The organism is Thermoanaerobacter ethanolicus JW 200 (assembly GCF_003722315.1).
Lineage (GTDB): Bacteria > Bacillota > Thermoanaerobacteria > Thermoanaerobacterales > Thermoanaerobacteraceae > Thermoanaerobacter > Thermoanaerobacter ethanolicus.
The window spans coordinates 2,604,411-2,630,500 of sequence record NZ_CP033580.1; the positions used below are offsets into that span (position 1 = coordinate 2,604,411).

Annotated in this window: 15 protein-coding genes and 2 riboswitches; of the genes, 3 read left to right on the top strand and 12 right to left on the bottom strand. The window is 34.4% G+C overall.

The genetic code is table 11. The features are described from left to right. Window positions 1–642: 642 nt before the first annotated feature. From EB239_RS12975 to EB239_RS13035, 12 genes are all read right to left on the bottom strand, one after another. Entirely contained in the window at window positions 643–1,545 is a 903-nt protein-coding gene (locus EB239_RS12975) for a DUF4340 domain-containing protein (RefSeq protein WP_003870611.1), read from the bottom strand. Then, on the bottom strand, window positions 1,542–2,930 hold the full coding sequence (locus EB239_RS12980; protein WP_003870610.1) for a GldG family protein: 1,389 nt from the start codon (window positions 2,928–2,930) through the stop codon (window positions 1,542–1,544). Before EB239_RS12980 ends, EB239_RS12975 begins: the two co-directional genes overlap by 4 nt. An 11-nt stretch (window positions 2,931–2,941) precedes the next feature. Continuing rightward, complete coding sequence (locus EB239_RS12985) at window positions 2,942–3,649, bottom strand: ABC transporter permease (RefSeq protein WP_003870609.1); 708 nt, start codon at window positions 3,647–3,649, stop codon at window positions 2,942–2,944. Then, entirely contained in the window at window positions 3,615–4,592 is a 978-nt protein-coding gene (locus tag EB239_RS12990; RefSeq protein WP_003867490.1) for an ABC transporter ATP-binding protein, read from the bottom strand. Before EB239_RS12990 ends, EB239_RS12985 begins: the two co-directional genes overlap by 35 nt. Window positions 4,593–4,742: 150 nt before the next feature. After that, on the bottom strand, window positions 4,743–13,409 hold the full coding sequence (locus EB239_RS12995) for a GH36-type glycosyl hydrolase domain-containing protein (RefSeq protein WP_003870608.1): 8,667 nt from the start codon (window positions 13,407–13,409) through the stop codon (window positions 4,743–4,745). A 105-nt stretch (window positions 13,410–13,514) separates the two neighbouring features. Further along, on the bottom strand, window positions 13,515–14,474 hold the full coding sequence (gene corA, locus EB239_RS13000; RefSeq protein WP_003870607.1) for a magnesium/cobalt transporter CorA: 960 nt from the start codon (window positions 14,472–14,474) through the stop codon (window positions 13,515–13,517). A gap of 1 nt (window position 14,475) precedes the next feature. Beyond that, window positions 14,476–15,858 (bottom strand): RsmF rRNA methyltransferase first C-terminal domain-containing protein, encoded by a 1,383-nt coding sequence (locus EB239_RS13005; protein ID WP_003870606.1) that lies wholly within the window; start codon window positions 15,856–15,858, stop codon window positions 14,476–14,478. Between the two features lie 44 nt (window positions 15,859–15,902). Then, window positions 15,903–17,039, bottom strand: coding sequence for a Gfo/Idh/MocA family protein (locus EB239_RS13010; protein ID WP_003870605.1), 1,137 nt, complete (start codon window positions 17,037–17,039; stop codon window positions 15,903–15,905). Between the two features lie 134 nt (window positions 17,040–17,173). Continuing rightward, window positions 17,174–18,586 carry a group II intron reverse transcriptase/maturase gene (ltrA, locus tag EB239_RS13015; RefSeq protein WP_129545087.1) on the bottom strand — a complete coding sequence of 471 codons (1,413 nt, stop codon included), beginning with the start codon at window positions 18,584–18,586 and terminating at the stop codon, window positions 17,174–17,176. Window positions 18,587–19,050: 464 nt separating this feature from the next. Next, window positions 19,051–20,151 carry a homoserine O-acetyltransferase MetX gene (gene metX, locus EB239_RS13025; protein ID WP_003871217.1) on the bottom strand — a complete coding sequence of 367 codons (1,101 nt, stop codon included), beginning with the start codon at window positions 20,149–20,151 and terminating at the stop codon, window positions 19,051–19,053. A gap of 20 nt (window positions 20,152–20,171) precedes the next feature. Then, window positions 20,172–21,455: a homocysteine synthase gene (locus EB239_RS13030; protein WP_003871218.1), complete on the bottom strand. Its 1,284-nt coding sequence runs from the start codon at window positions 21,453–21,455 to the stop codon at window positions 20,172–20,174. A 27-nt stretch (window positions 21,456–21,482) separates the two neighbouring features. Next, window positions 21,483–22,766: a homoserine dehydrogenase gene (locus tag EB239_RS13035; protein ID WP_003871219.1), complete on the bottom strand. Its 1,284-nt coding sequence runs from the start codon at window positions 22,764–22,766 to the stop codon at window positions 21,483–21,485. A gap of 67 nt (window positions 22,767–22,833) precedes the next feature. Further along, window positions 22,834–22,944: riboswitch (SAM riboswitch) on the bottom strand. A 184-nt stretch (window positions 22,945–23,128) separates the two neighbouring features. After that, window positions 23,129–23,236: riboswitch (TPP riboswitch) on the top strand. 45 nt (window positions 23,237–23,281) lie between these two features. Between EB239_RS13035 and thiC the strand changes: the two genes are divergently transcribed. The 3 genes from thiC (at window position 23,282) to EB239_RS13050 (ending at window position 26,081) form a co-directional block, all read left to right on the top strand. Continuing rightward, a complete protein-coding gene (gene thiC / locus EB239_RS13040; RefSeq protein WP_003871220.1) occupies window positions 23,282–24,580 on the top strand; it encodes a phosphomethylpyrimidine synthase ThiC in 1,299 nt (432 codons plus the stop codon). Window positions 24,581–24,665: 85 nt separating this feature from the next. Then, complete coding sequence (rd, locus tag EB239_RS13045) at window positions 24,666–24,824, top strand: rubredoxin (RefSeq protein ID WP_003871221.1); 159 nt, start codon at window positions 24,666–24,668, stop codon at window positions 24,822–24,824. A gap of 117 nt (window positions 24,825–24,941) precedes the next feature. Continuing rightward, the gene (locus EB239_RS13050) at window positions 24,942–26,081 is read left to right on the top strand and encodes a universal stress protein (RefSeq protein ID WP_003871222.1); all 1,140 of its coding nucleotides are present in this window, start codon (window positions 24,942–24,944) and stop codon (window positions 26,079–26,081) included. The last annotated feature ends 9 nt before the right edge of the window (window positions 26,082–26,090 follow it).

The window sequence follows — 26,090 nt, forward strand, 5'->3', positions numbered from 1 at the left end:
TGTATAATATAAATATTCGACGTGAATTTGTAAATTCCTTCTTGCTTCTGAATGCCAAAACCTGTAATTTGTGTATTGTCTGGGATTCCTACAACTGTTTATTTAAATTTAGTTAATGAAATCTGTTACATCAGTATTAAATCGCAAATATACTTATTTTTTATCGTTTAATGTAATCGGTAACTATCTTTATATAATTATATATTCAACATTTTTTCAAAAATTCCTCCTTCATTTTTAAAAAAATTTTTCTCTTTATACCAGCACCTATTTTTCTTAAAAATCATAACTTATCCTCCAAACTTATTTTTTCATGTTCATTTTCGAAACCTGTTACATACATGATAAATGCGATATTTTAGGATATTTTTAATAATTTATGTAATCGGTAACTATCTTTTTATATTATATATTCGACATCTTTTTTAAAATTCCTTCTTTTACAGAGAAAAAAATTTATAAAAATTTTTAAACTCCCCGAAAACCTTTTTATGCCTTAAACTCTTCTATGGAACTCAACATATTCAAACTACTTACTGTTCGCAGTAAAAATTACATTAAATACTCCTACAACGCACTTTGCATTTAAAAGCTTAGTATAAATTTAAGGCAGAAACATACAGTTTCTGCCTTTCTATAATTTTACTTAATAAGTTTATCAAAAGTATCTTGCAGATTTTTTATGTCTTTCAAAGTTACATATTGTCCTATGCAATGTCCATTAACAAGCACATATTTATTTTCTGCATCTCTTTTAGCAAAGCTTATTTTTTCTACTTTGTCCTTGCCATACACATCAAAAGCAAAAGGTTGATCTGCTTGTGAAATATTTTTTCCTTCATCTAATCCACTAATTTGAAGTAACACTATTCCGTCTAAGAGATTGTCCACATCATCAGCTTTAATAGCTTTCCCATCAATTTTCCAGTTATCTTTTTCACCTTTTTGTATTTGATACTCTTTTCCATCTTGGTAGAAAACTAATTTAGTTATTTCATTCTTTGGAATAGACACTACAAATTTTTCCATATATTTATATACGTAATCATCTGTCAGAAAGAAATTCTCTAAAGAAGAAGCATTGACTCTGTAAATTTTATCTCCATCAGTTTTTGCATAATAACCCTCTTGGTAATTTTCTTTTACAGGAGATTTATTACCTATAAAAAGTGAATAGCTTTTTCCATTTTTCAAAGATACTTTTATCGCATAAGAAGGTTTGTCAAGACCATAAGTGGATAAATCACCTTCTAACGTTCTATCAAAAGTGAGAGATGTCAAGCTGTCTAATAATTCATCAACATAAATGCTATCTGCTTTGTAGTCAATAGGTTCTTTTATAAACCATGTATCGCCTTCTTTTTTAAAATCAATTAAAGTTTTCCCTTCTTTTTCTATTTTTAAAGAATTTACATCGTTATTTTTGAAGGTAAAAATTTTGTTGTCTTCTTTAACAGGTTTATTGGTCTTACTTTCATAAAAATAGTAGCCAAAAAGAACAGCGAATATTACCAGCAAAACAATAGTGGTTTTAAAAATCTTCATAATGTCTTCCTCCTATACCACATGTATCCTCCAATTATCCACATTACCAGTGGAATAGTTACAACTGTGGTATAAAAGAGTATAGCAGCTTGTTTGCCGGTTAGGAAAATCTGATTAAACTCAAGGGATTTAGGACGTATAGAAATCTGTGTTGTCTTATCCGCTAACCAGTTAGCACTGTTCATTAAAAAGTCTCTATTAGCTTCCAATGTAATTATTTTATCAGTAAACATCATGCTACTTCCAATAGCTACAATCTTCATTCCTGTCTTTGAATCGGATATAGCTAAGCCTAAGCTTAAAGGACCTTTGATATCACCTTTTTGAAAATTAGCATCTTTTGAGTTAAAATCGGTTTTACCCCAAGCTTTATCACTGGTTGAAAGCAATTGCTCTATAGTTATATTTTCTGTTGGTTTATCAGGATAAGAAATACTTCTTGACATTGGCATTACAACGTACAAGTTTGATAAATCCAATTTATTAGTTATAGTATGAAATTTGTACTGAGGAACTGGAGAAAGCGGGTCCATAAAATAATTCCTTCCTGGATCTACTACAACGTCATTGTCAAATTTTACACCCCAAGTAGACAAAAGCTCATTTACAGATTTTTGAGTCAAAGGCCCATATTCTGCCCCCATTGCAATGATTGCTTTTCCGCCTTTGTCAAAGTATTCTTTTAAAGCAGCCATTTCCTTGTCAGTAAAGTCTCTTCTTGGGTTAACAATAACTAATAAGTCTGTATTTTTTGGTATTCCTCCTGCCTGTCCTATATTTAAATCTTCTACATTATATCCTTCTCCTCTCAAAGCGTTTTTAAAAGTCACCAAATAGTCAATACTGTTTAATTCATCATGTCCTTGAAGAATATACGCATTTAATTTTTTAGGCTGTGTAACATCAATTATAGCCTGTGTAAACTGTTCTTCTCCATTAAAAGTAGCAGTATTAGGCTGACTACCCATGCCAAAAATATCATAAGAATTTACTATCTGTCTTTTTTCATTAGCACCACTTCCTGCAATAAAAAGCACTGTGTCATAATCCGTAATTCCATATCTTTGAGCAGTTGCCGGCTCCTTATCTGGGTCTACAAAATGGACAATTATTCTCTTTGAAACATTTCTGTATTGATCTAACAAACTTTTTACCATGTCTCTTGAAGTAGTACCCTCTTTGAAAAAGGCATAGACAGTTACATCTGTTTTTAGACTTTTCAAAACTTGTTTTGTTTGGTCAGAAAGGGTATATTGCTTGTTTTTAGTCAAATCCCACTTGACAGGCTTTTGCGTGACTATGACATTTGCCAATATTAAAATAGCCAGTAAAAGAGCTGTCATTATAAAAGCATTAGTCCCGTACTTTAGCCTTATATTATTCATCTTTTCTCCTCCTAACTCCAACGTCTTTTGTCTACAACACGAATTGTCAAGAAAATAAAGAATATAATTACACTTATGAAAAAGACTACATCACTTAAATTCACTAATCCATTTAGAAAATTATTTAGCCTGTCAAAGAAAGACAGATTCTGAAAAATAGTTTTTGCTTTTCCACTAAACACGTCTCCTAGCCAACTAATCAACCAAAGCACAAGAATTAAAGCAAATCCAATTACTCCAGCTATCATTTGATTTTCTGTAAGTGAAGAAGCAAAAAGCCCTATTGATATAAAAGTCACTCCTATTAGAAACACTCCAATATAACCTGCTATGATAGAACCCATATCTGGTGAAGAATACAATTTAAGATAAATGGGGTATAAAAAAGTTATTACAAGTGCTACTAAATACACAAACACTGTAGAAAAAAACTTGCCAATCACTATATCAGTAACTGTAACGGGTGACGTGAGTAAAAGTTGATCTGTTCCCGTCTTCATATCCTCTGAAATAAGTCTCATTGTCAAAATAGGACTTATAAACATAAAAACAGTGACCATACTACCTAAGATTGGAGTTAATATAGCATAATGAGTAGATAACACATAGGTTGTAAAAAAGTATCCAGATATCAAAAGATAAAATCCTAGCAGCACATAGGCAAGGGGGGAAAAGAAATAGCTTTTAAGCTCCCTCTTTAGTATTTCCCACATTTTCATCGTAACTTTCCTCCTCTGTTGTAAGTTCTAAAAATACTTCTTCAAGACTATAATTTAGCATTTTAAGTTCTAATATTGGAAAGCCTTTTTTGGCAAAAGCAAAAAACATATCTTTTCGAACATCTTTATCAGCAGAAGATTCCACTGTCAACTTTATCGTATTATCTGAATCAACTTCTGCTTCTACATTAGTTACTCCTTCAATCTCTTTTACACTGTTTACTACTTCTTCATAAGGCCCTTCCACTTTTATAAAATATCTCCTTGAATTTTGCAATGCAGTTGATAAATTCTCTGTCTTATCTATTGCAACAATTTTCCCTTTATTTATTATAATAACTCTGTCACATACCATACTAACTTCTGGCAATATATGAGTGCTTAAAATTATTGTATGCTTTTTCCCTAACTCTTTTATAATATCTCTTATTTCTTTAATTTGCTTAGGGTCAAGACCTACTGTCGGCTCATCTAATACCAAAACATCAGGGTCTCCTATGATTGCTTGTGCAAGTCCAACCCTTTGTTTATAACCTTTAGACAAGTTTTTTATAAGCCTTTTTCTCACATCAGTCAAACCAACTTCATGTATAATTCGTTCAACATCTTCTCTTCTCTTTTTTGGAGGAACACCTTTTATACCTCCTACAAAATGGAGATATGCCTCTACGGTCATATCTAAATACAAAGGAGGTACCTCTGGTAAATAACCAATATGTTTCTTTGCCTCTATCGGTTGTTCAACAATATCATATCCTGCAATTTTTATAGTACCGCTGGTAGGAGGCATATATCCTGTTATCATTTTCATAGTGGTAGTTTTACCAGCACCATTGGGCCCCAAAAAACCAACTATTTCTCCTTTATCGACAGAAAAGCTTATGTTATCTACTGCTTTACGAGTACCATAAACTTTTGTGACGTTTTTTAGCTCTATCATCATAGCAGTCTCAACCCTCCATTTTACATAGTGTGGAAATTATATCACAAAATTATTAAAAATTTGTGTACAAATTGTTAAGCATTAGTTAAGATTGTAACTTAAAGCAAAATGATAATAAGAAACTATGACAATAGTCGTCATAGCTTCTTATTATCCCATTACCACTAAAACCTGATGACTATTTCCCTTCTTTGTTAAATCAATAGTCTTATCTGTAACAAGCTCCCCATCTATATATACTTCTTTTACACCTTTGTTAACAGCATTGGGATTTCTTACATCTATTAGATATTTCGTATTCTTATAGTTATATTCTATCACATATTTATCCCAATTTTTTGGTATACAAGGGTCTATTATAAGTTTTTCTCCATATTTTTTCAAACCCAAGAGGTTCTCAATTGCTATTCTGTACATCCAACCTGCTGCGCCAGTATACCACGTCCAACCTCCTCTTCCTACATGAGGTTCTACCGCATACACATCTGCAGCCATGACATAGGGCTCTACTTTATACTTCATACACTCAATAGGGGTCCTGGTGTGATTTATAGGATTTATCATGTTGTAAAGTTGCCATGCTCTATCTCCTTCTCCTAGCTCTGCAAAGGCGAGTATTACCCATGCTGCCGCATGGGTGTATTGACCCCCATTTTCTCTAACTCCTGGAACATATCCTTTTATATACCCCGGATTTAAATCCCCGTTGTCAAAGGGAGGGGTTAAAAGCTTTATTATCCCTTCTTCCTCATTGACCAAATAATTTACAACAGCCTTCATTGCCTCTTTTACTCTTACTTCTTTTCCCGCTTTAGATATAACAGACCAAGATTGAGATATGGAATCAATTTTACATTCTGAATTGTCTACAGATCCTAAAGGTGTCCCATCGTCAAAGTAAGCCCTTCTGTACCAACTTCCGTCCCATGCATTTTCTTCTATAGCTTTTATTAATTTATTAGCTATTTCTTGATACTTTTTTGCATGTTCTTCATCCTTTTTAGTTTGACATATGGGCGAAAACTTCTGAAGAATAGTGTACAAAAACCAGCCAAGCCATACACTTTCCCCTTTTCCTTTGTTTCCTACCTTATTCATTCCGTCATTCCAGTCGCCAGCCCCCATCAAAGGCAAACCATGTTCTCCAAATTTTAACGAATAGTCTATAGCCCTTATGCAATGCTCATATACTGTACCTTTTGTTTCAGATATACGAGGTGTTGAATATCTTTCTTCCTCTTCTTCTTTTAAAGGCAAATCTTCTAAGTAATTTACTTCTATGTCCAGTATAGACCAATCTCCTGTCTTTTCTATATAGTCAGCTGTGACGTAAGGAAGCCACAACAAGTCATCGGCAAATTTTGTCCTTATACCTTTATTTAATACAGGATGCCACCAATGTTGCACATCTCCTTCAACAAACTGATGCTGGCAAGCGTTGACTATTTGATTTTTTGTAAATTCTGGCTCTAGATATACCATATTCATAGCATCCTGCAATTGGTCTCTAAAGCCATAAGCTCCTCCCGATTGATAAAAAGCTGACCTTGCCCACAATCTACACGCAATTGTTTGATAAGGCAGCCATCCATTTACAAGTAAATCCATTGACTTGTCAGGAGTTTTAATCTGTATCCTTCTTAGAAGCTCTTGCCAAAATTCTTGGACTCTTCGCAATTCATTCTGACAATTTTCAACATTTGTATACTTTAAAATCAACCTTTTTACTTCTTCTTCGTTTTTACCATGTCCTAATAAGATTGTAAATTGCTTTTCTTCTTTAGCTTTTACTTCTACATGAAATTGTATTGCAGCACAGGGGTCTAATGATGTTCCTGTAGAATTTGAGAGAGTCTCATATTCCAATGCTTGGGGTGAAGTTAAACTTGAAGCAACTCCTATAAACTCTGCCCTGTCGCCTGTAAATGAATATATCTTTTCTGAAGCTGACAAAAATGCTAATCTGTTAGCAAAATCTTCATTGTACACATTTTTAATCATTAATGCTCCTATTTTTTCATCGTACTTTGTAAATAGATACGGAAAAGTAATCTCATCAGTTACTCCTAAAACTGGCCTTATATAATAAGTTACTGTAAGTTTCCTGTTTTCATTTCCCAAATTTTTGATGGTAACTAAATTTATTTTTATCGAATCTTCCTTTGCTACAAATATCTTTAAGTGTTGGCTTAAACCACAGCATATTGTTTCAAATGAAGTATACCCAAAACCATGTTTTATATAATGAACTTTTGCTTTACCAGCAGGTAAAGGAGTAATTGACCATCTGTCCCCTGTTTCCTCATCTGTTAAATAAATTACCTCTCCATGGGGGTCTAAAACAGGGTCATTGTACCATGGAGTCAATTTGTATTCCCTGCTGTTTTCTGCCCAAGTATACCCTGCTCCTGTTTCTGACACCTGAAAGCCAAAAGAAGGGTTGGAAATCACATTTATCCAAGGAGCAGGAGTACTTTTGCCTTCCCACTTTATGATATACTCTTTGCCATCATAGCTAAATCCTCCAAAACCATTGTAATAATCTAATGGTAATTCCTCTAATTTGATTTCTTCAAAATTTTGTACTTTTTTGACCCGATTTTTAAGTTTTGGAGCGTTTTTTGTCTCTTTAATCATTATCTGGTCGTAAATAGATTCATTTCCTCCTTCAAACTTAAGGGCAACAACAGTATTTAAAAGATATACATCTTCCTCTTTTAAATTATTTTGCTGTAACAAATATACGCCTCCATATTTGCCAAAAATGTCATAAGAAAAGGTAGTATTAATTAATTCTTTTATCTTATCATGTAAGGGCTGTAGATAACCGCTTTTATCTTTATTTAATATCACAAGGTCAACATTTATCCCTTTCATTTTCCAATATTCATAAGCTTTTAAAAACCACTTTACCATTTCTATTTCTTCCATCTTTTCTATCTCTACTAACACAATTGGCAAATCTCCTGAAATCCCATATGCCCACAGACCAGATTGACCTTTTACATTTTTCAAAATCATCTCTTCTCTAAGCTTACGCTGAGGACTCACAAATAAAATGTGAGCCAACATTCTTTGCAAAAGGCCTAATTCTCTGGGTTTTAAATTAAGATAATCTAATTCTACCCTACTTCTTGTCCACGACACTTCAAAAGCTCTTTCTACTACATTTTCCTCTTTGTATTTTGCAGCAATTTTTATGGCTTCTTCTTTAGTTTCAGTTATTGCAGAAATATATACTACTTTTGCTACTTCCCCTGGCATTACTTTTACTCTTTTCCTTAAACTTACAATAGGATCGAGGACTGCTCCTTCTGTATTGGAAAGGGGCTGATCAGCTTCTAAAGCAATTGGATTTTTTAGACTTCTTCCTCTTCCTATAAATTTTGCTCTATCAGTTTCAAACTGAGTATCTCCCACAATTTCTCCACTTAAAACTGCTACCTTGTGCACAGCCCATAGTTTACTTTTTCCTTGTTCCCTTGGCTTTCTGCAGACTAAAATTGCATCTTCTTCCTTTAAAAATTCTGTTTTTACAAAAAGTTTATTAAAAGCAGGATGTGCCACATCTGTTGGCAAATCTATTAAGCTTATTTCTCCAAAACTTGTAATTTCTAATATTCTCGGATGTTTACTATGATTTTTTAAAGTCAATCGCCTTATCTCCACATCATCCTCTGGTGAAACGACTATCTCTAAGTGAGTATCTATATTTCCAACTCTTTTAAAGTATTCTGCTTTATCTGCAGAGAAAACAACCCTGTAATTCTGACCTTTTTCGTAAAAGGGAGCGTAAGTGGCTGACCATACAGTATTAGAGTTTATATTTTGAACAAATATAAAGGTACCAAAATCTTGCGCCAAGTCTTTCCTCCATCTTGTCAAGAAAATACCTTTGTTATTTTTACTGTATCCTGTCCCTTTTTCTGTAAGCATTACAAAATATCTTCCGCTTGACAAAATATGAACCTCTGGCAGCCAAGTTTTTGATTCTCCTAAAACCCTTACAAAGTCTCCATCTTCTTTGCGAACTTTTTGAATTTTTCTTGCTTCTTCTCTTTCTTCCCTCGTTATATCTAAATACATTGGCATTTTTTCTTGTAATAATATTTGAGTAGCTTTTATACTTGGGTCTTTATGAAATCTTTTTTGCATTATATTGTTATTTATAAAATTGTCTAAAGCCACAAAAGCCATACCTTGGTGATGAGCCATAAAGCTTTTGACTATCGCACTTTTCTTGCCAAAAGGAACTCTTTCTGGTGTATAATCTATCGCTTCATAAAAACCGTATTTCCCTTCAACTCCTTCTTTTTTAAGGAACCTTATGTTTTGTAGCACCCCTTCTACATCTACTCCAATAGCCAGCAAAGACCCATAAGGAGCTACTACTTTGTCGTGGGATAATCCCCTTTTAAGACCTAGACTTGGGACTCCAAAAGCTTTGTACTGATAATTCAAATTTATGTCAAAAGCGTAAAATCCGGACTCTGATATACCCCATGGAATTCCTAATTCTTTAGCATAATTTTTTTGCACTCTTACAGCAAAGGCATAAGTTTCATCCAATAAAGTATTTTGGTAATTTTTCATTATTAAAAGGGGCATAAAGTACTCAAACATCGTTCCAGACCAAGATACCAAGCCTTTATAACGATTTTCAATGGCAAGCATCCGGCCCAATTTAAACCAATGTTTTTTATCAATTTCTCTTTTTGCAATAGCAATAAAACTTGCTTGCCTTGCTTCCGAAGCCAACAAATCATAATAAGACTTTGTAAGTTTTTCCTCTTCAACATTGTACCCTATTGAGAATAATTGTCTTTTTTCGTCATACAAATGCCTGAACTCTGTTTTTTCTACCAAATTTTCAATTGTACTCTTTATATTTTCAATCTCTGCCTCCAACTTTTTAATTTTCTCCAGAGCCTGGGCAACTTTATCTTTTTGACTTTTTAACAAAGCTTTCTCCTCTTCTGTAGCTTTTTCAAAAACTTCTTCTATTTCTAATAAATAGTTTTTATAGACTTTTTCCAATTCTTTTGGAGATGAATGTTCTTCAAAAACCTCCTTATATCTTTTAAAAATTTCTTGCTCTTTCTGTCTTTCATCAAATTCTGTCCATGCTAAAAATTCTTTCATCTCCCTTTTTAAAGCCCCAATTATATTCTTTAACCTTTCAATATTTCCTACCTCATCTTCTGTACTTGAAAGTTTCTCACTAATTTTACTTAAGAATACCTCCCAATCAGATGGCATTAAAGTTTTTTTATTTAAAATGTTTCTAAAAATATCTTCAGTAATTCCTTCTATATCCAACATTTTGATAGTATCTTTTAAGCCTTTTGCCAATTCAATATCTATAAGAGGTTTATTTAAAAATTCACCTATTGCTTCCTTTACTGTAATCAAATAACCTACTAAATTTCCGCTATCGACAGTAGACACATAATAGGGCCTTAAAGGCTCTAAAGTCCTCGTATTGTACCAATTGTACAAATGGCCGTTCCATTTTTCCATTTTTTCAATTGTAGTGATGGTTTTTTTGATTCTTTCTACCATCTCAGTTGTGGTTATATAGCCTAAATCTCTTGCTCCAACTACTGAAACCAAGTAAAGTCCTATGTTTGTAGGTGACGTTCTCTCCGCAATCCCATTAGGCGGGTCTTCTTGAAAATTATCTGGTGGTAGATAATTCTGGCTTTCTGTCACAAAGTCTTCAAAAAATCTCCAGGTTTTTCTCGTTATTAAGCGCAATTCCTCCATTTCCTCATGTGACACAGTTTTTTCTTTTGAAATTATTGGCTGGCTTATATAAAAAGCAATGTAGGGAGAAATTGCCCAAAGGAAAAAAAGCACTATTGCCCCAATTAAATCTTGGGGTTTAAAATACATAACTAATGCAACTAATGCTAATCCCTCTACTAAAACTATCCACATTCTTTTAAAAAAACTTGCAAAGTCATTTCTAAGTCGCTTCTCCATGTCAGCAGCCGTAACCCATTCTAATAAATTCTTTCGAGTTATATACAGTCTCGTCAGTGTTCTAACTATTGCATCTGCCATCATATAAGCTTGATAGGGTAAAAACACAAAATTAAGTAATGATTGATAAAAAGCGGCTTCTATGCTTGTTATCACGGCTTTATGTCTTTTTTCCCAATAGTGTCTGAACTGGCCTTTAAAAATAGTGTCAACTAAAGCAGGTAGAATGGGGAAGAATACAGTTAAAATCGCAACCCCTAACCATAAAAAACTGCTTCCCGGCAAAAGGCTAAATCCTAAAAATAGCATTAACATCAAGGCAACTGAAACAACACTTCTTCTTAGGTTGTCCATAATTTTCCATTTAGTTATTAAAGAAAGGGGGTTTTTTACCATTTCTCCTTTTCTATTTTTTATTTTAGATTTCAAATAAGGCAATAACTGCCAATCCCCTCTTACCCATCTGTGCAGTCTCATGATATAGGAATTGTATTTAGCAGGATAGCCATCAATCAATTCTATATCACTGACAAGACCGGTTCGCACAAAGGACCCTTCTAAAAGGTCATGACTTAAAATAGAATTATCCGGTATAGTATCTCTTAAAAGTTCTCTAAATACATCTACATCGTATATTCCTTTACCTGTATATATGCCTTCTCCGAACAAATCCTGATAAACATCTGATACTGCTGTAGTATATGGATCTATACCGCCTTCTCCAGCATAGATTTTAGAAAACAGTGTAGCATTTGCGCTTTCTATATCAATGCCTATTCTAGGTTGCAATAGTCCATATCCCTCTACTACTACACCATAATCTCTGTCAATCACTGCTTTGTTTAAGGGATGCAACATAGTACCTACTAATTTTTTAGCAGTATCAATAGGCAAATTTGTATCTGCATCCAAAGTTATTACATATTTTATATTTAGTTTGGCAACATCTCCACTAACTACATAAAAACTCGTATCTTCCTTCCCTCTTAAAAGTTCATTAAATTCGACAAGAGCTCCTCTTTTTCTTTCCCAGCCCATCCAGCTTTTTTGCATTTGATTGTATTTTCTTTTTCTGTGGAAATAGTAAAATATCTTTTCGCCGTTTTTAGAATATTTCTCGTTTAACTTTTCAATTTGTTCCAAAGCACACTTTACAATCTTCTCATCCTCCGACATAACCTCAAAAGGAGCGTCTTTAAAATCCCCTAATAAGCCAAAATACAAATTCTTTTCTCTGTTGGCGTGATAATACACCTCAAGATTTTCAATCAGCTCTTTTGTCCTTTTTTCATCTGGCAAAAGAGAAGAAATAACTACCATTGTCTTAGCATCTTCAGGAATACCTTCTTTTAACTCAATTTTTGGCAATACTACTGGCTTAAAAATATGCACTAAAATCCAATTTACTAATTGAACTGACATTTCACTAAAAGGTATTAGAAGAATTACACCAGAGATAAATAATAGCCCCCATTTATTAGAAAAATTTGCTATATATTTTAATGCAAAAAACTCCTCTACCAATAGGAAGATTAAAATTAAACCTACATACAAAGTCTCTGGAGATTTTTTGGCAATTTTTCCCCAGCTTATTGTCCTTTTTGATTTGTTACTCAGCTTATTTTCAAGAATACTTCTTCCTTTGCCTACAAGGTAAAATCCTACATGGTTTATATATCCTAGTTTTCCCTCTTGTTCTGTCACTTCTTTTGCACATTCAATTGCCTTTTTAGCAACATAAGTTTCTGAAGTATTATAATATTTAGCTATTTTTTCTATTTCATGTCTGTAATAATCTCTTGATTCAAAATCCATCTTAGGATATGTACCGTCCGGGTCTTGCCTCAAAACTTGCTCTACGGAACTCAAACTTTCAAAAATTTGTTCCCAATCGAGAGAGGAAACAGTTCTTAAACTGGTAATAGCATTGCCTATAGAAATTTGCCTTTTTGCCTGTATTTGATGAGCCTTTTCTGCTACATCGTTAATGCTAGTATCATACTCCATTAAAATTTTTTCTATAGACTGTATGACATTAACAGAATTACTCCCTTCTTTTCTAAGTCTACTTACCAAATGTTCAATAAATTGTAGAGGGAATCTGTCTGCAACATTGATATTGTTCCTTATAAGCTTTTTCACTTCTTCATATTTCATTTCTTTTTCCAAAAGCAATGTGAGTATCTTTTCTGCTTTTTCCCTTTGGTGGCGAGTTTCTACAATTTTCTCGCAAATCTTTTTTATTTTCTCCACCAAAGCAATACGTATCATAAGGCTTAAAGCCCACAGCTCAGAGCTGGAAAGCAAAGCCTTTGTCTGATAAGCCTTTATAAAATTAATTATGGCTTTTTCATCAATTTTCCCATCAGTGTGAAGAACTAGCTCAAAGGCTATAGCATATATTCTTGGGTAACCTTTGAATAAACCATTTTTAAGCCCTGGAAGCCCCGAATAATAACTTTTTGACAAACTTTTCCTTATTTCCTTAACTTGCTCTTCGATTATATAAAAGTTATCTAACAACCACTCCTCTTCTTGAGAAATATAGACATCCTCTTCTTTTAAAATGCTGTTCAAATTTCTGTAAACATTCTTTATGTAGTTGTAGTTTTTATTCATCCGCGGAATTAGCAAATAGGATAATTTAGTTCTCTTCATTATGTTGTGATTCTGCGCTAGTTCTGCTGCATGTTTTTCCATTTCCTCCGAACTTAAAATAATATCGTCGAAATCTCCTATAGAATCTTCCTTACCCCATGTAGGCTTTTTTGAAATATGTACAACAAACGCGGCTATTAAAAGCAAGATAGCTCCTATCAACACATACTCCATAGTATGTCAACTCCCTCACTGCAATTTAGTGCTAAAAATATTATTCCCTCAAGTTTGAAATTTTAAAGCATAAAAAAATAAAAGCCCCTAATATTTAGGCTTTTATTACCACCATCCCTTTCTTTTAAAATACAAAATTTCTACAAAAGCTATAATTCCCATAACCGCCAGAGTAACAAAATAACCATATTCTGTATTAAGTTCAGGCATATTTTTAAAGTTCATCCCATAGATACCAGTAATAAGGGTTAGAGGCATAATTATAGTCGCTATAATTGTAAGAGTCTTCATAACCCCATTCATTCTATTTGATATGTAAGACATATAAAGGTCTAAAGTACCAGTGAGAAGGTCATAGTAAGTATCAATAAAGTCAAACAAGCGCATTATATGGTCATAAACGTCCATAAAGTACAATTTGTTTTCTTCTTTTATTATAACGAAGTCATGCCTTAAAAGCGTATTTAAAACCTCTCTTTGCGCTGTTATGATTTTTCTCAATTTCAACATGTTCTTTTTTAGAAGAAATATCTTACTTTGAATTTCTTTACTCTCTTTTTCAAAAATTTCTGCTTCAATTTCATCAATTTTATTTCCCACTTCATCTACAATAGGAAAATAATCATCTATAATTTCATCTGCAAGATTATAAAGCAAAAAATCAATTCCTCTCTCAAAAATATTCGCTGCGCTCTTTGCTTTTTCATAAACAGTATTCACAACTTCCATATTACCCCAATGAACTGTAACAATATAATTTTGAGAAACAAAAAGAAAAATTTCTGAAATTCTAAATTCCTCTTCCAATTTTCTCCCTTTAAAAACATTCATTACTATAAAGTAATAATCTTTGTAGTTTTCTACTTTAGACCGCTGCTTCCTATGGAGACAATCTTCTATAGTAAGAGGATGAAACTTAAAAACATCGCTTAATATTTTGATTTCAGAATCAGTTGGGTTTTCTAAATCAACCCATAAAAGATTTTTATTGTTAATTTTTTCTGTAATAGTATTAGGGGAAATACTGACAATTTCCCCTTGTGAATATGATAAACACCTAATCATTTCATTCCTCCCATACTTCTATATCTCTAAGCCACTTAGGATAATAATTTTTAACTACCCCTTTTGCAATTCTGCCCCATCCCGCAGGAAACCCTTCTATAGTAAAAAAAATCCAGCCGTCTTCTAAGTCCAATTCAAAAGTTTCTCCTTTTAAATATTTTTCCTTTTGTTCTCTTTCAAGTTCCAAAAGTCTTTTAGCTTGTAAAGTTTTAATTCCCATTGCCAACCAGTGAGAAGGCTCAAACCTGTTTTTCTTAAGCTCCCCTAACTGCCAACCGTATCTGTATACCTTTATATTACTCAAATCCGGTAAACCCTCTGGTACATGGTAAACAAAATCATTATGCACTTCAATATTTAGATTATCTAAGTCTAAATTAAGATATTTATCAGCAAAATCGTAAAATAGTTGTAATTCTTTTTGCTTTTTTCTGCCTTTTGTTTTTTTAAATCTAGAGTCTGGCTCTTCTTCCTCTTTTTTTCTCAGTTTCGCAATAAAATGTCCTTCTCCTCTCACCTTATGTGGCCATAATCTCATGCATTTTTTTAAATCTTCAGGACCTTCAACCCATTCGGGATGCCCTCTGTCAAAGAATTTGCTAATCTCACTTTCTTCAATTTCAAATTCAGGATGTTCTTCTAAAAATTTTTTTATAACTCCTTCATCCTCCTCAGGAGCAAAAGTACAGGTAGAATAAACCAAAATGCCTCCCTTTTTTAATAAAGGAGCTACACTTCGCAAAATATTTCTCTGTGTAATAGAACAACTCATGACATTATTTAAAGACCAAATTTTCCTTGCTGTAGGGTCTTTTCTAAACATTCCCTCTCCTGAGCAAGGAGCATCTACCAAAATTTTATCAAAATATCCTTCAAATGCGGTAGCCAACTTTTCAGGAGTTTCATTTGTTATGACAATATTTCTTATTCCCATTCTCTCTACATTTTCCACCAGTGCTTTTATTCTTTTTTTATCTATTTCATTAGCAACAATTATTCCTTCATCGCCAATTTTCGTAGCTATGTGGGTGGTTTTACCTCCCGGCGCTGCACTTACATCGAGAATCTTTTCCCCTGGTTTAGGGTCTAACACCTCCACAACTGCCATCGCTGTCGGCTCTTGAATATAGTAAAGTCCTAAAATATGGTACAAATGGTTGCCCGCCTTTTCTTCTTTATCATAATAAAACCCAGTTGGACACCAAGGAATTGGGGTTATCTCAAAAGGAACAATTTTTTTAAACTCTTCTACACCGATTTTTAATGTATTCACTCTTAAGCCTTTTTGAGACTTTTTGTCGTATTCCTTTAAAAAATCTTCATACTCTTCTTTAAGTAATTGCTCCATTCTTTTCAAAAACTCTTTTTTTACTGTAATTTTCATCTTATTACTACCCCTATCTTATTGATTGAATAATATACTGACAACTAATCTTTTAGATTACTAATAACTTTCCCATTATTTTCAGCTGATAATAATATTTTATCCAAAATAACCTGGTCTTTGTAGGCTTCCTCAAAAGTGGGTGTCTCACTAAATACAATTTTATCCTCTACTATATTTGTAAAAAAATTTATAAGGCTTGCCATGTGTAAATCTACCATCCATCCAAGAGAATACTTTTCTGTAGGATATATTGACTCCACATACTCGCTAAATTTGCTTTTTTTATCGTAATCGCCAATTATTTGGATATTATCTTGCTTTTTATATAATACAGCATAACGAGGATGTTTTGTAGATATTTTTATTGAGCCCTTTGTACCGTATATTTCAAATCGAGTCTCCTCCTCAAGGTCGGCAGATATCCTTGAGGCTTCGATACTTCCCCATCCTCCATTTTTCATTTCTATTTCTACATTTGTCCAGTCATCTACATCCACTTCTTCATAAATTTCAGAGCCTTTGGATACAGGCCTTTTTTTAAAATATGTCTTAGAATTTGATCTTAAAGACTTTATTTCTCCCATCATAAATCTTACTGCATCCACAAGGTGTATCCCCATGTCAACTATTGCTCCACCACCAGAAGTAGCTTTTTTCATTTTCCAGGACATAGGCCTTTTAGGGTCCATATAGCCCGAATGAAGCATCAACGCCTTAAAATTTAAAATTTCACCTATCTCTCCATTTTTTATCATGTCTCTTGCCTGGTTTACAGCGGGCATAAACCTATACATTAAAGCTGTTTGATGTATTATCCTTTTTTCTTTTGCCTTTTCCATTATTTCATAGGCTTCTTTGCCGTTAACTCCTATTGGCTTCTCAAGATATAATGGAATGCCTTTTTCTATCACTTTCATCGCCTGTTCATAATGAAGGTAATTAGGGGTACATATGTCGACAGCATCAAGGCCACCCTCTTCCAACATTTCTTCAATACTTTTTACACCTTTTTCAAAAAAATGTGGTATATCTTCTATGTTATTCTTGTACACAGGTCCAAGTTTCACTTCAAAAGGAAGGTTTTTAAATATTAAAGGCATTGAAAAACAAGCTATAGAATGGATTGTCCCAATAAAGCCAAGCCCTATAAAGCCAAGTTTTATTTCTTTTTTTGACATCCAAATCACCTCTTTATAAAATTACGATATATTTTAATTATAACATTAATAAAGCATCGAGTAGGAGCTGAATAATTATTTTATTCAGCGTCCTCTCACACCACCGTACGTACCGTTCGGTATACGGCGGTTCATTAGGAATTGTGTACAATTAGATATCTTTGGGATAAACTCTTATAACCTATGCTTTCAAAGTATTTATTTGTAAGAGTCTTATTTAGGATTGGGCTATTGGATATTCTCCAGTAGCCTTTCCTTGTATTGGCGTATTCCCAGGCTTTTTGTTCTTCTACTCCTAGTTTTACTAAGTTATCATGCTTCGTTTTTATCTTCTTCCATTGTTTCCATATACATGCCCTTAGTCTTCGCCTTATCCATTCGTCAAGGGTTTTCATTATGCTTTTCGCGTCTGCTAATCCAAAATAGTTGACCCATCCTGTTGTTATTTGATTTAGTCTTTTTATTCTGTTTTCCATGCTTATTCCCTTGTTCCGATTGGTTATTTCTCTTACTTTTTCCTTAAACCTTTTGATGGATTTTTCATGGATTCTTATTCTTACTTCGTTTTCTTTTGTATAGAATGAAAATCCAAGAAATTTTCTTCTCCATGGTCTATCTACAGCACTTTTTGCTTCGTTGACTTTTAGTTTTAATTTGCTTTCTATGAACTTCTTTATGCTCTTCATTACTCTGTTTCCTGCAGACCTGCTTTTTACATATATGTTGCAGTCATCTGCATATCGGCAGAATTTATGCCCTCGTTTCTCAAGTTCTTTGTCTAGTTCGTCCAACATTATGTTTGCTAATAGGGGACTTAATGGCCCTCCTTGGGGTGTCCCTTCTTCTGTTGATACTTTGATTCCGTTTATCATTACTCCTGATTCTAGGTATCTTCGTATTAACTTTAGTACCCTTTTATCTCCTATCCGCTTTTCTAGTTTGGACATTATTATGTCGTGGTTTACTCTGTCAAAGAACTTTTCTAAGTCCATATCTACAACCCACGTGTATCCTTCATTTATGTATGCTTCTGCGGCTTTTATTGCGTCTTTTGCACTGCGTCCTGGTCTGAATCCATAACTGCTATCTGAAAATGTATGGTTGTAGACTTTATTTAGTATTTGGGCTATTGCTTGTTGTATTAGTCTGTCTAGTACTGTAGGTATTCCTAGTAGTCTTACTCCTCCATCTGGTTTGGGAATTTCTACTCTTCGCACTGGTTGTGGTTTGTATTTCCCCTCCAGCAGTTGTTGTTTTATGGTTGCCCAGTTTTCTTTGAGATACGGTAGAAGTTCATCTACTTCCATCCCATCGACTCCATGGCTTCCTTTATTTGCAACAACGCGCTTGTATGCTGCTTCCATGTTCCTTCGTTCTACTATCATTTCAAGCATCTTGCTGGTATATCTTTGTACTTCGTTTCTTCCATCTTCCGACGCCGATGATATACTATGCACTTCCGTTGTCTTTTGAAATTCCATTTCTCTATTCAACGGATAGCCTCTTTGTTGAGTTGTCTGCAGTCTCTGCATATCTTTCGAGTCCATAAGATTTCCAAAACCTCCTAACGTTCGGTCCTTCCTTATCTATTCATGTCTAGATAAGTACTATGACCTCTGCTGACTTCTCAAGGTTCAGCCATACATCACTGCATGGGTTCTCACTTCAGATTTTACTTCCATGACTTATCCTTGAGACCTCCCCGGGTAAGAACGATAACTTTCATCTCATATATCTGCCAGATTTACTGTATGGGATTCGGGTAGTGTTGGACTTCGTTTTGTTACGCAAACTCATCCATCCCAATTCAGCCTCTTATCTGGTTCTTGTTCATCAGACCGAGATTTTGCCTTAAGCTTCCTTCAGATTCCACCTCACGATGGACACCCTTGCTTTTGGCTAGTGGTTCCCACTACCAAGCCCACAGCGGACTTTCACCGCCTAGCTATCGCCCATGCCGGGCGCACATAAAAAAGAACAACCCCTTTTAAAAGGGACTGTTCTTTTACAATTATACACAAACCATTTCTTTATTGTATGTTTCTTCTATAAAATCCGAAATAATAGGTCCAATCTTATCTATATCCACCAAAAAAGAGTCATGACCTTGCATTGAAGATATTTCTTCAAATTTGCCACACCCTCCTGAAGCATTAAGTTTTTTAATGAAATCCCTCATGTACTTAGAAGGAAAAATCATATCTGTATCTATCCCTATCATGAGTATTTCCGCTTTAATCCTTTTAAGTGCCATCTTCAAAGAACCATAAGGCTTCGTAATGTCATGTTCATTCATAGCCCATAAAATATATAAATATGAATTTGCATCAAACCTGTTTATAAAAGACAAACCATGATAGTTGAGGTAATTTTCCACTTCAAAATTGTTTTCATCTCTTAACCTATCAAATCTATAGTCAAATAAATCACCACTTTTGTAGGTTATCATTCCCAGCATTCTGGCAGTGCTCAATCCTTTATCAGGTTTATGGGGCTTATCATAGTAATCACCGCCGTAAAAATGTGGGTCATTTAGTATGCATTGTATTCCTACATGATTATACGCAATATTAAGAGGAGTAAGCTTATAATCAGCAGCTATGACAATAGATTTATCCACTAAATCCGGGTATGTCACTGCCAACTCTAAAGCCTGCATTCCTCCCATAGACCCTCCAATAGCGACTTTTATCCGGTCTATGCCAAGATAATCTAGAAGAAGTTTCTGCACTCTCACCATGTCTCTTATATTAATTTTTGGAAACCTTAAACCGTAAGGTTTTCCTGTTTTAGGGTCTATAGAAGAAGGGCCTGTCGTTCCATAACAACTGCCAAGAAAGTTAGAGCATATGACAAAATACTTATCTGTATCAATATACTTGCCCGGACCAATTAAAGGGTCCCACCAGCCCACGTTATTTTTCCCAGGATGCATACCTGCTGCATGGGCACTGCCACTTAAAGCGTGTTCCACAAGTATCACGTTATTTTTTTCTTTATTTAATTTTCCATAAGTTTCATAAACAATAGTAAGTTCATCAAAGCTATATCCACTTTCTGTAGTGAATATATTTTTCCCTTTTAGTGTAACCTTTTTTTCCTCAACTATCATTTACATCAACCTTTCCTTATCTATTCTTGCGATGCATAAAGGGCATTATCAAGGTCTTCTAATATATCTTCTATGTCTTCCAGCCCTACAGAAAGTCTTATCATATCCTCCGTAACACCAGAAGCTAACTGTTCTTCTTTTGATAACTGCTGATGGGTCGTGCTGGCTGGATGTATAACCAAAGACTTTGCATCCCCTATATTAGCAAGATGAGTAAATAATTTTAAACTCTCTATAAACTTAATGCCTGCTTTTAATCCACCTTTTATACCAAAAGTCAAAACTCCTCCTTGCCCTCTTGGCAAATACTTTTGTGCCAAAGCATAATAGGGACTTGATTTAAGTCCTGGATAATTCACCCACGAAACGTAGGGATGAGAAGCTAAAAACTCTGCAACTTTTAAAGCATTTTGACTGTGCCTTTCCATCCTAAGAGATAGAGTCTCTAATCCTTGTGCGAATAAAAATGCATTAAATGGACTCAAAGCAGTACCCAAATCCCTTAAAAGCTGCACCCTCGCTTTTACAATATAAGCTGCTTCGCCTACATCTTTTACATACCTTATACCATGATAACTTGGATCTGGTTCTGTAAGTTCTGGAAACTTTCCATTGTCCCAATTAAATTTTCCAGAATCTACTATAACTCCACCTATAGAAGTCCCATGTCCACCTATAAATTTAGTCGCCGAATGTACCACTATATCAGCCCCAAACTCGATAGGCCGTGCAAGGTAAGGAGTTGCAAAAGTATTATCTACAATGAGAGGAATTCCTGCAGTGTGGGCAATTTCTGCTATTTTTTCAATGTCAGCCACGTCAATCTTTGGATTGCCAATAGTCTCAACGTACAAAGCTTTTGTGTTATCTGTTATTTGACTTTTAAAGTTTTCAGGATTGCTGGGGTCCACAAACTTAAAATTTATACCAAACTTTTTCAAAGTAGTCGCAAAAAGATTATAAGTCCCTCCATAAAGATTGGTAGAAGATACAATCTCGTCTCCTACTCCTGCGATATTAGTAACTGCCAGCGTTATAGCTGCTTGACCTGAAGATACAGCAAGGGCACCTACCCCACCTTCTAATGCAGCTATTCTCTTTTCAAAAACGTCAACTGTGGGGTTCATCATTCGAGTATATATATACCCTTCTTCTTTTAAGGCAAAGAGGTCTGCAGCGTGCTCAGTACTTTTAAAAGCAAAGGAAGAAGTTTGATATATAGGAAGGGCTACAGCTCCCGTAGTTGGGTCAGGCTCCCACCCTTCATGAATTGCCAAAGTTGAAAAACCATATTTTTTAGACATACTTTTAACTCCTTTCACAAAATTTTTTTAAATCACTTCTACAAAATCCTCAAATTTACTTACTTCTTCTGTTATATCCTCTTGCAAAACTTTAAAAATAGTTTTTATCTCGGTTATTTTTTCTAATTTTTCTGTAAATGTCTCAACACTTTTCTTCATTTTAACAATAGCTGTAAATGTGCCGTTTTCATAGGAAGATTCCACAATTGATACTTTTTGTTCTTTTAAAAACTTTAAAACTTTTTTCAAACCTAAAATATTTTCTTTATGAGTTTCAAGCCTTATATAAAAAGTATCTGTAAAACTTCCCTGACGAATTGGAAGAAAGTTTATCCTCTTATTATCTTTGATATCATAGTTTAACAATATATCAATTAAATCTGCCACTACAGCATCCCCTGTAGGAAGTTCTCCAGCACCTTTTCCTACAAAAACATATTCACCAAAACTATCCCCTCTAAGTATGATAGCATTATTTACGTCGTTTATCCTTGACAAAATATTATTTTCTTCGACTAAAACTGGTTCCACTCCTGCAAAGATGCCATCTTTGACTTTTTTGCCCCAGGCAAATAATTTTATTTTATATCCCCACTTATTGATGTAATTTAAATCTTGAGTCGTGATTTCGTCTATTCCTTTTCTGGTTATAGAATTTACTGGCACGTTTATATTGAACACTTTCCTCATTAATATAGCAAGTTTATAAAGGGCATCAAAGCCTTTTACGTCATAATCGGGATTTGCTTCTGCATATCCTAATTGCTGGGCTTCTTTAAGTGCTTCTTTATAACTTCTACCTTCAGTAGTCATTTTGGTGAGAATATAATTAGTAGTGCCATTTATTATACCGCCTACAAAATCTATTTCATCTGTAATTTTTAATCTATCAATTTGATGCAGTATAGGTATAGCCCCACCTACACTTGCCTCACATTTTAGAAATACTCTATTCTTTTCTGCTATTTCATTTAATTCTTCTCCATGCTTAGCTATCAATTCTTTATTTGCAGTGATTACATGCTTCCCTGAAGCCAAAGCCTCCTTCACATATTCGTAAGCTGGAGAAATACCTCCTATTGCTTCAATAACTATTTTTATCTCTTTATCTTTCAAAATTTCTTCAGCATTTTGGGTAAGTAGTCCTTCTACCTTCACTTTCCTTGGCTTATTGAGATTTTTCACGAGTATCTTCTTTATCTCAGGATAAACCCCTGTACTCTCCCTTATATGACCTCCTCTTGAAGTTATCAATTTATATACTCCTGTTCCTACTGTTCCAAGTCCTAATAATCCGATTTTTATTTTCATGTCACACCTCCAAATAAATTTTTAGGCCCTCTTCTCAATGAGAAGAGGGCCTAATAATCCGCCACTCCTCTCATCTCTCAGGTTAGACACCCTAACCTGCAGGATTTGGCACCAGACGCATATAAATGCCGGTTGCCGGGTTTCATCGGGCCAGTCCCTCCACCACTCTTGATAAGAGGTTTGTGTGTAATATATTCAATTTTGCATGTTGTAATCTATGTTATCACTTTGAAACTGTAAAGTCAAGAACTTTTTTTGTACTCTTTCTTAAATTTTTTCTAAATTTTAATATACGCCGATTTTTTTTAGTGGTATAATAATATTGTATAATATTTATACTCTATCGATTATAAAAATTTAATATTTGCCACATGGGGTGCCGGCGTAACCGGCTGAGAAAAAGGTGTTGCCTTTTAACCCATCGAACCTGTTAGGTTAGTACCTGCGTAGGGATGTGGTCATCTGCCATGGCTATAATCCCCATGGTTTATTTATTTTTTAAGGAGGTTTTTATTATGACACAATTGGAATACGCCCTTTCAGGCATTGTCACAAAAGAGATGAAAATAGTCGCAGAGTATGAAGGAGTAGACGAAGAATTTATTTTAGAAGGAGTTAAAAAAGGAGAAATAGTAATACCATCAAACATCAACCACAAAAACCTCATTCCCAAAGGCATAGGAAGGGGTTTATCGACAAAAGTAAATGCCAATATAGGAACCTCTGATGCATACCCTGAAATTGAAAAAGAAATTGAAAAATTAAATGTTGCTGTAAAAGCTGGAGCAGATGCGGTAATGGATTTAAGCACAGGGGGCGACATTAACCAATCTCGTAGAAAAATACTTGAAAATTCCCCTGTCCCTGTAGGCACTGTCCCTATGTATCAAGCAGCTGTAGAATCTATATCCAAATACGGTAGCATTGTAGCTATGCCTGAAGAATTTATTTTTGAAGTTATAGAAGAACAAGCAAAAGACGGGGTTGATTTTATTACAGTCCACTGTGGTCTAACATTTGAATCATTGAAAAAGCTTAAAGACAACGGCCGAGTGATGGATATAGTAAGCCGCGGTGGCTCCTTTACAATTGCTTGGATGCTCCATAACGACAAAGAAAATCCTTTGTATAAACATTTTGATAGGCTCCTTGATATTGCTAAAAAATATGACATAACTCTAAGCTTAGGAGATGGACTGCGTCCAGGTTGTCTTGAAGATGCTACAGACGCAGCACAAATTCAAGAACTTATAATCCTTGGCGAATTGGTAAAGAAATCTCGAGAGGCAGGAGTTCAAGTTATGGTAGAAGGACCCGGGCATGTGCCAATTGACCAAATTGAAGCAAATGTAAAACTTCAAAAACAACTTTGTCACAACGCTCCTTTTTATGTGCTTGGCCCTATTGTGACTGATATAGCTCCTGGTTATGACCACATAACTTCAGCAATCGGAGGAGCAATTGCAGCAGCTTCTGGTGCTGATTTCCTTTGCTATGTTACACCCGCTGAACATCTCGGACTTCCAGACAAAGAAGATGTCAAAGAAGGCGTTATTGCAGCAAAAATAGCTGCCCATGCTGCAGATATCGCAAAAGGCGTAAAAGGTGCTAAAGAAAAAGATTTAACTATGGCTAGAGCTAGAAAAGCCTTAAACTGGGATGACCAAATAAAGCTTTCTATAGACCCTGATAAAGCTTTTAAATATCGCGTCAATAAAAACATATCTACAGCCAAAACTTGCAGTATGTGCGGAAAATTCTGCGCTATGAAAATTGTCAGTGAGTACCTTGGAACTTCAACTATGACTTGCTAATACCTTTGCCTTATTTACATTCCCCCCTTGATTTTCTTTGCTAATTTCTGCTATAATAGAGGAAAACATCAAGGGGGTATTTTTTATGGAAAAGTGGCAGTGCACAGTATGCGGGTACATCTATGATCCAGAAGAAGGAGACCCATCACAAGGAATTGAACCAGGAACTCCTTTTGAAGAATTGCCTGATGATTGGGTCTGCCCGGACTGTGGAGTAGGAAAAGATATGTTTGAAAAAATGTGAGGGAGCAATTGCTCTCTCTTTTTATTGATTTTTAATAAGATTCATATTATTATAGTTGTATGAAATCATTATGCTCAAACAAAGATATAATCAAACTGTGGAGGGCGTGTAAATTTAATGAGTGAAGGTTTTAGGAGGTTAACTCCTGAAGAAGCTTTAGAAATTATAAAAAAGCAACAGCGAGGAAAATTAAAAATATTCTTAGGATATGCTCCTGGTGTTGGAAAAACTTATGCAATGCTCAATGAAGGCAACAGGCGTCTTAAAAGAGGTCAAGATGTAGTAATAGGTTATGTGGAAACTCATGGAAGAAAAGAGACAGAAGCACAAATAGGAAATTTAGAAATAATCCCGCGAAAAAAAATTGAATACCACGGCATGATATTAGAAGAAATGGATACCGACGCCATAATTGCTCGTAAACCAGAAGTAGTTTTGATAGATGAATTGGCACATACGAATGCGCCTGGCTCTAAGCACAAAAAAAGATATGAAGATGTGGAAGAAATTTTGCGCCATGGAATAAATGTAATTACAACACTTAACATCCAACATTTAGAAAGTTTAAATGACGTTATTCAACAAATCACAGGTGTTGCTGTAAGAGAAACAATCCCTGACAGCATAGTCGATAGCGCAGATGAAATTGTTGCTGTAGATTTGACTCCTGATGCTTTGCTTAATCGATTAAAAAGAGGAGATATTTATCCAGTAAGCAAAGTCGATGAGTGTCTATCTAACTTTTTTAGAAAGGGAAATTTAAATGCTTTAAGAGAGTTAATGCTAAGACTTACCGCCGAAGAAGTAGATATAGAATTAGAAGAATATATGAAAGAGCATGGAATAACTGATACATGGGAAACAAATGAAAAAATAATGGTGTGTATAACACCAAATCCACTATCTAAAAAGCTTATAAGAAGGGGTGCAAGGAGAGCAAGAAGATTCAAATGTGATTGGGTAGTAGTGTATGTAAACTGTACACATTTTCTTGCACCTAAACTTACTGAAAAAGATAAAGAAGTTTTAGAAAGCCATTTTATGTTAGCAAAACAATTAGGAGCAGAAGTCTACACATTGACAGGAAAAAGCGTGTCTGATGAGCTTTTAAAATTTGCAAAGCAAATGCACATTACACAAATAATAATAGGGCATTCTCAAAGGTCAAGACTGCAAACCTTTTTTAGAGGTTCTACTGTTATAAAGTTAATTAAAAAAGCAAAAAATATAGAAATTCACGTAATACCTTATAAATAACTTCTTCAT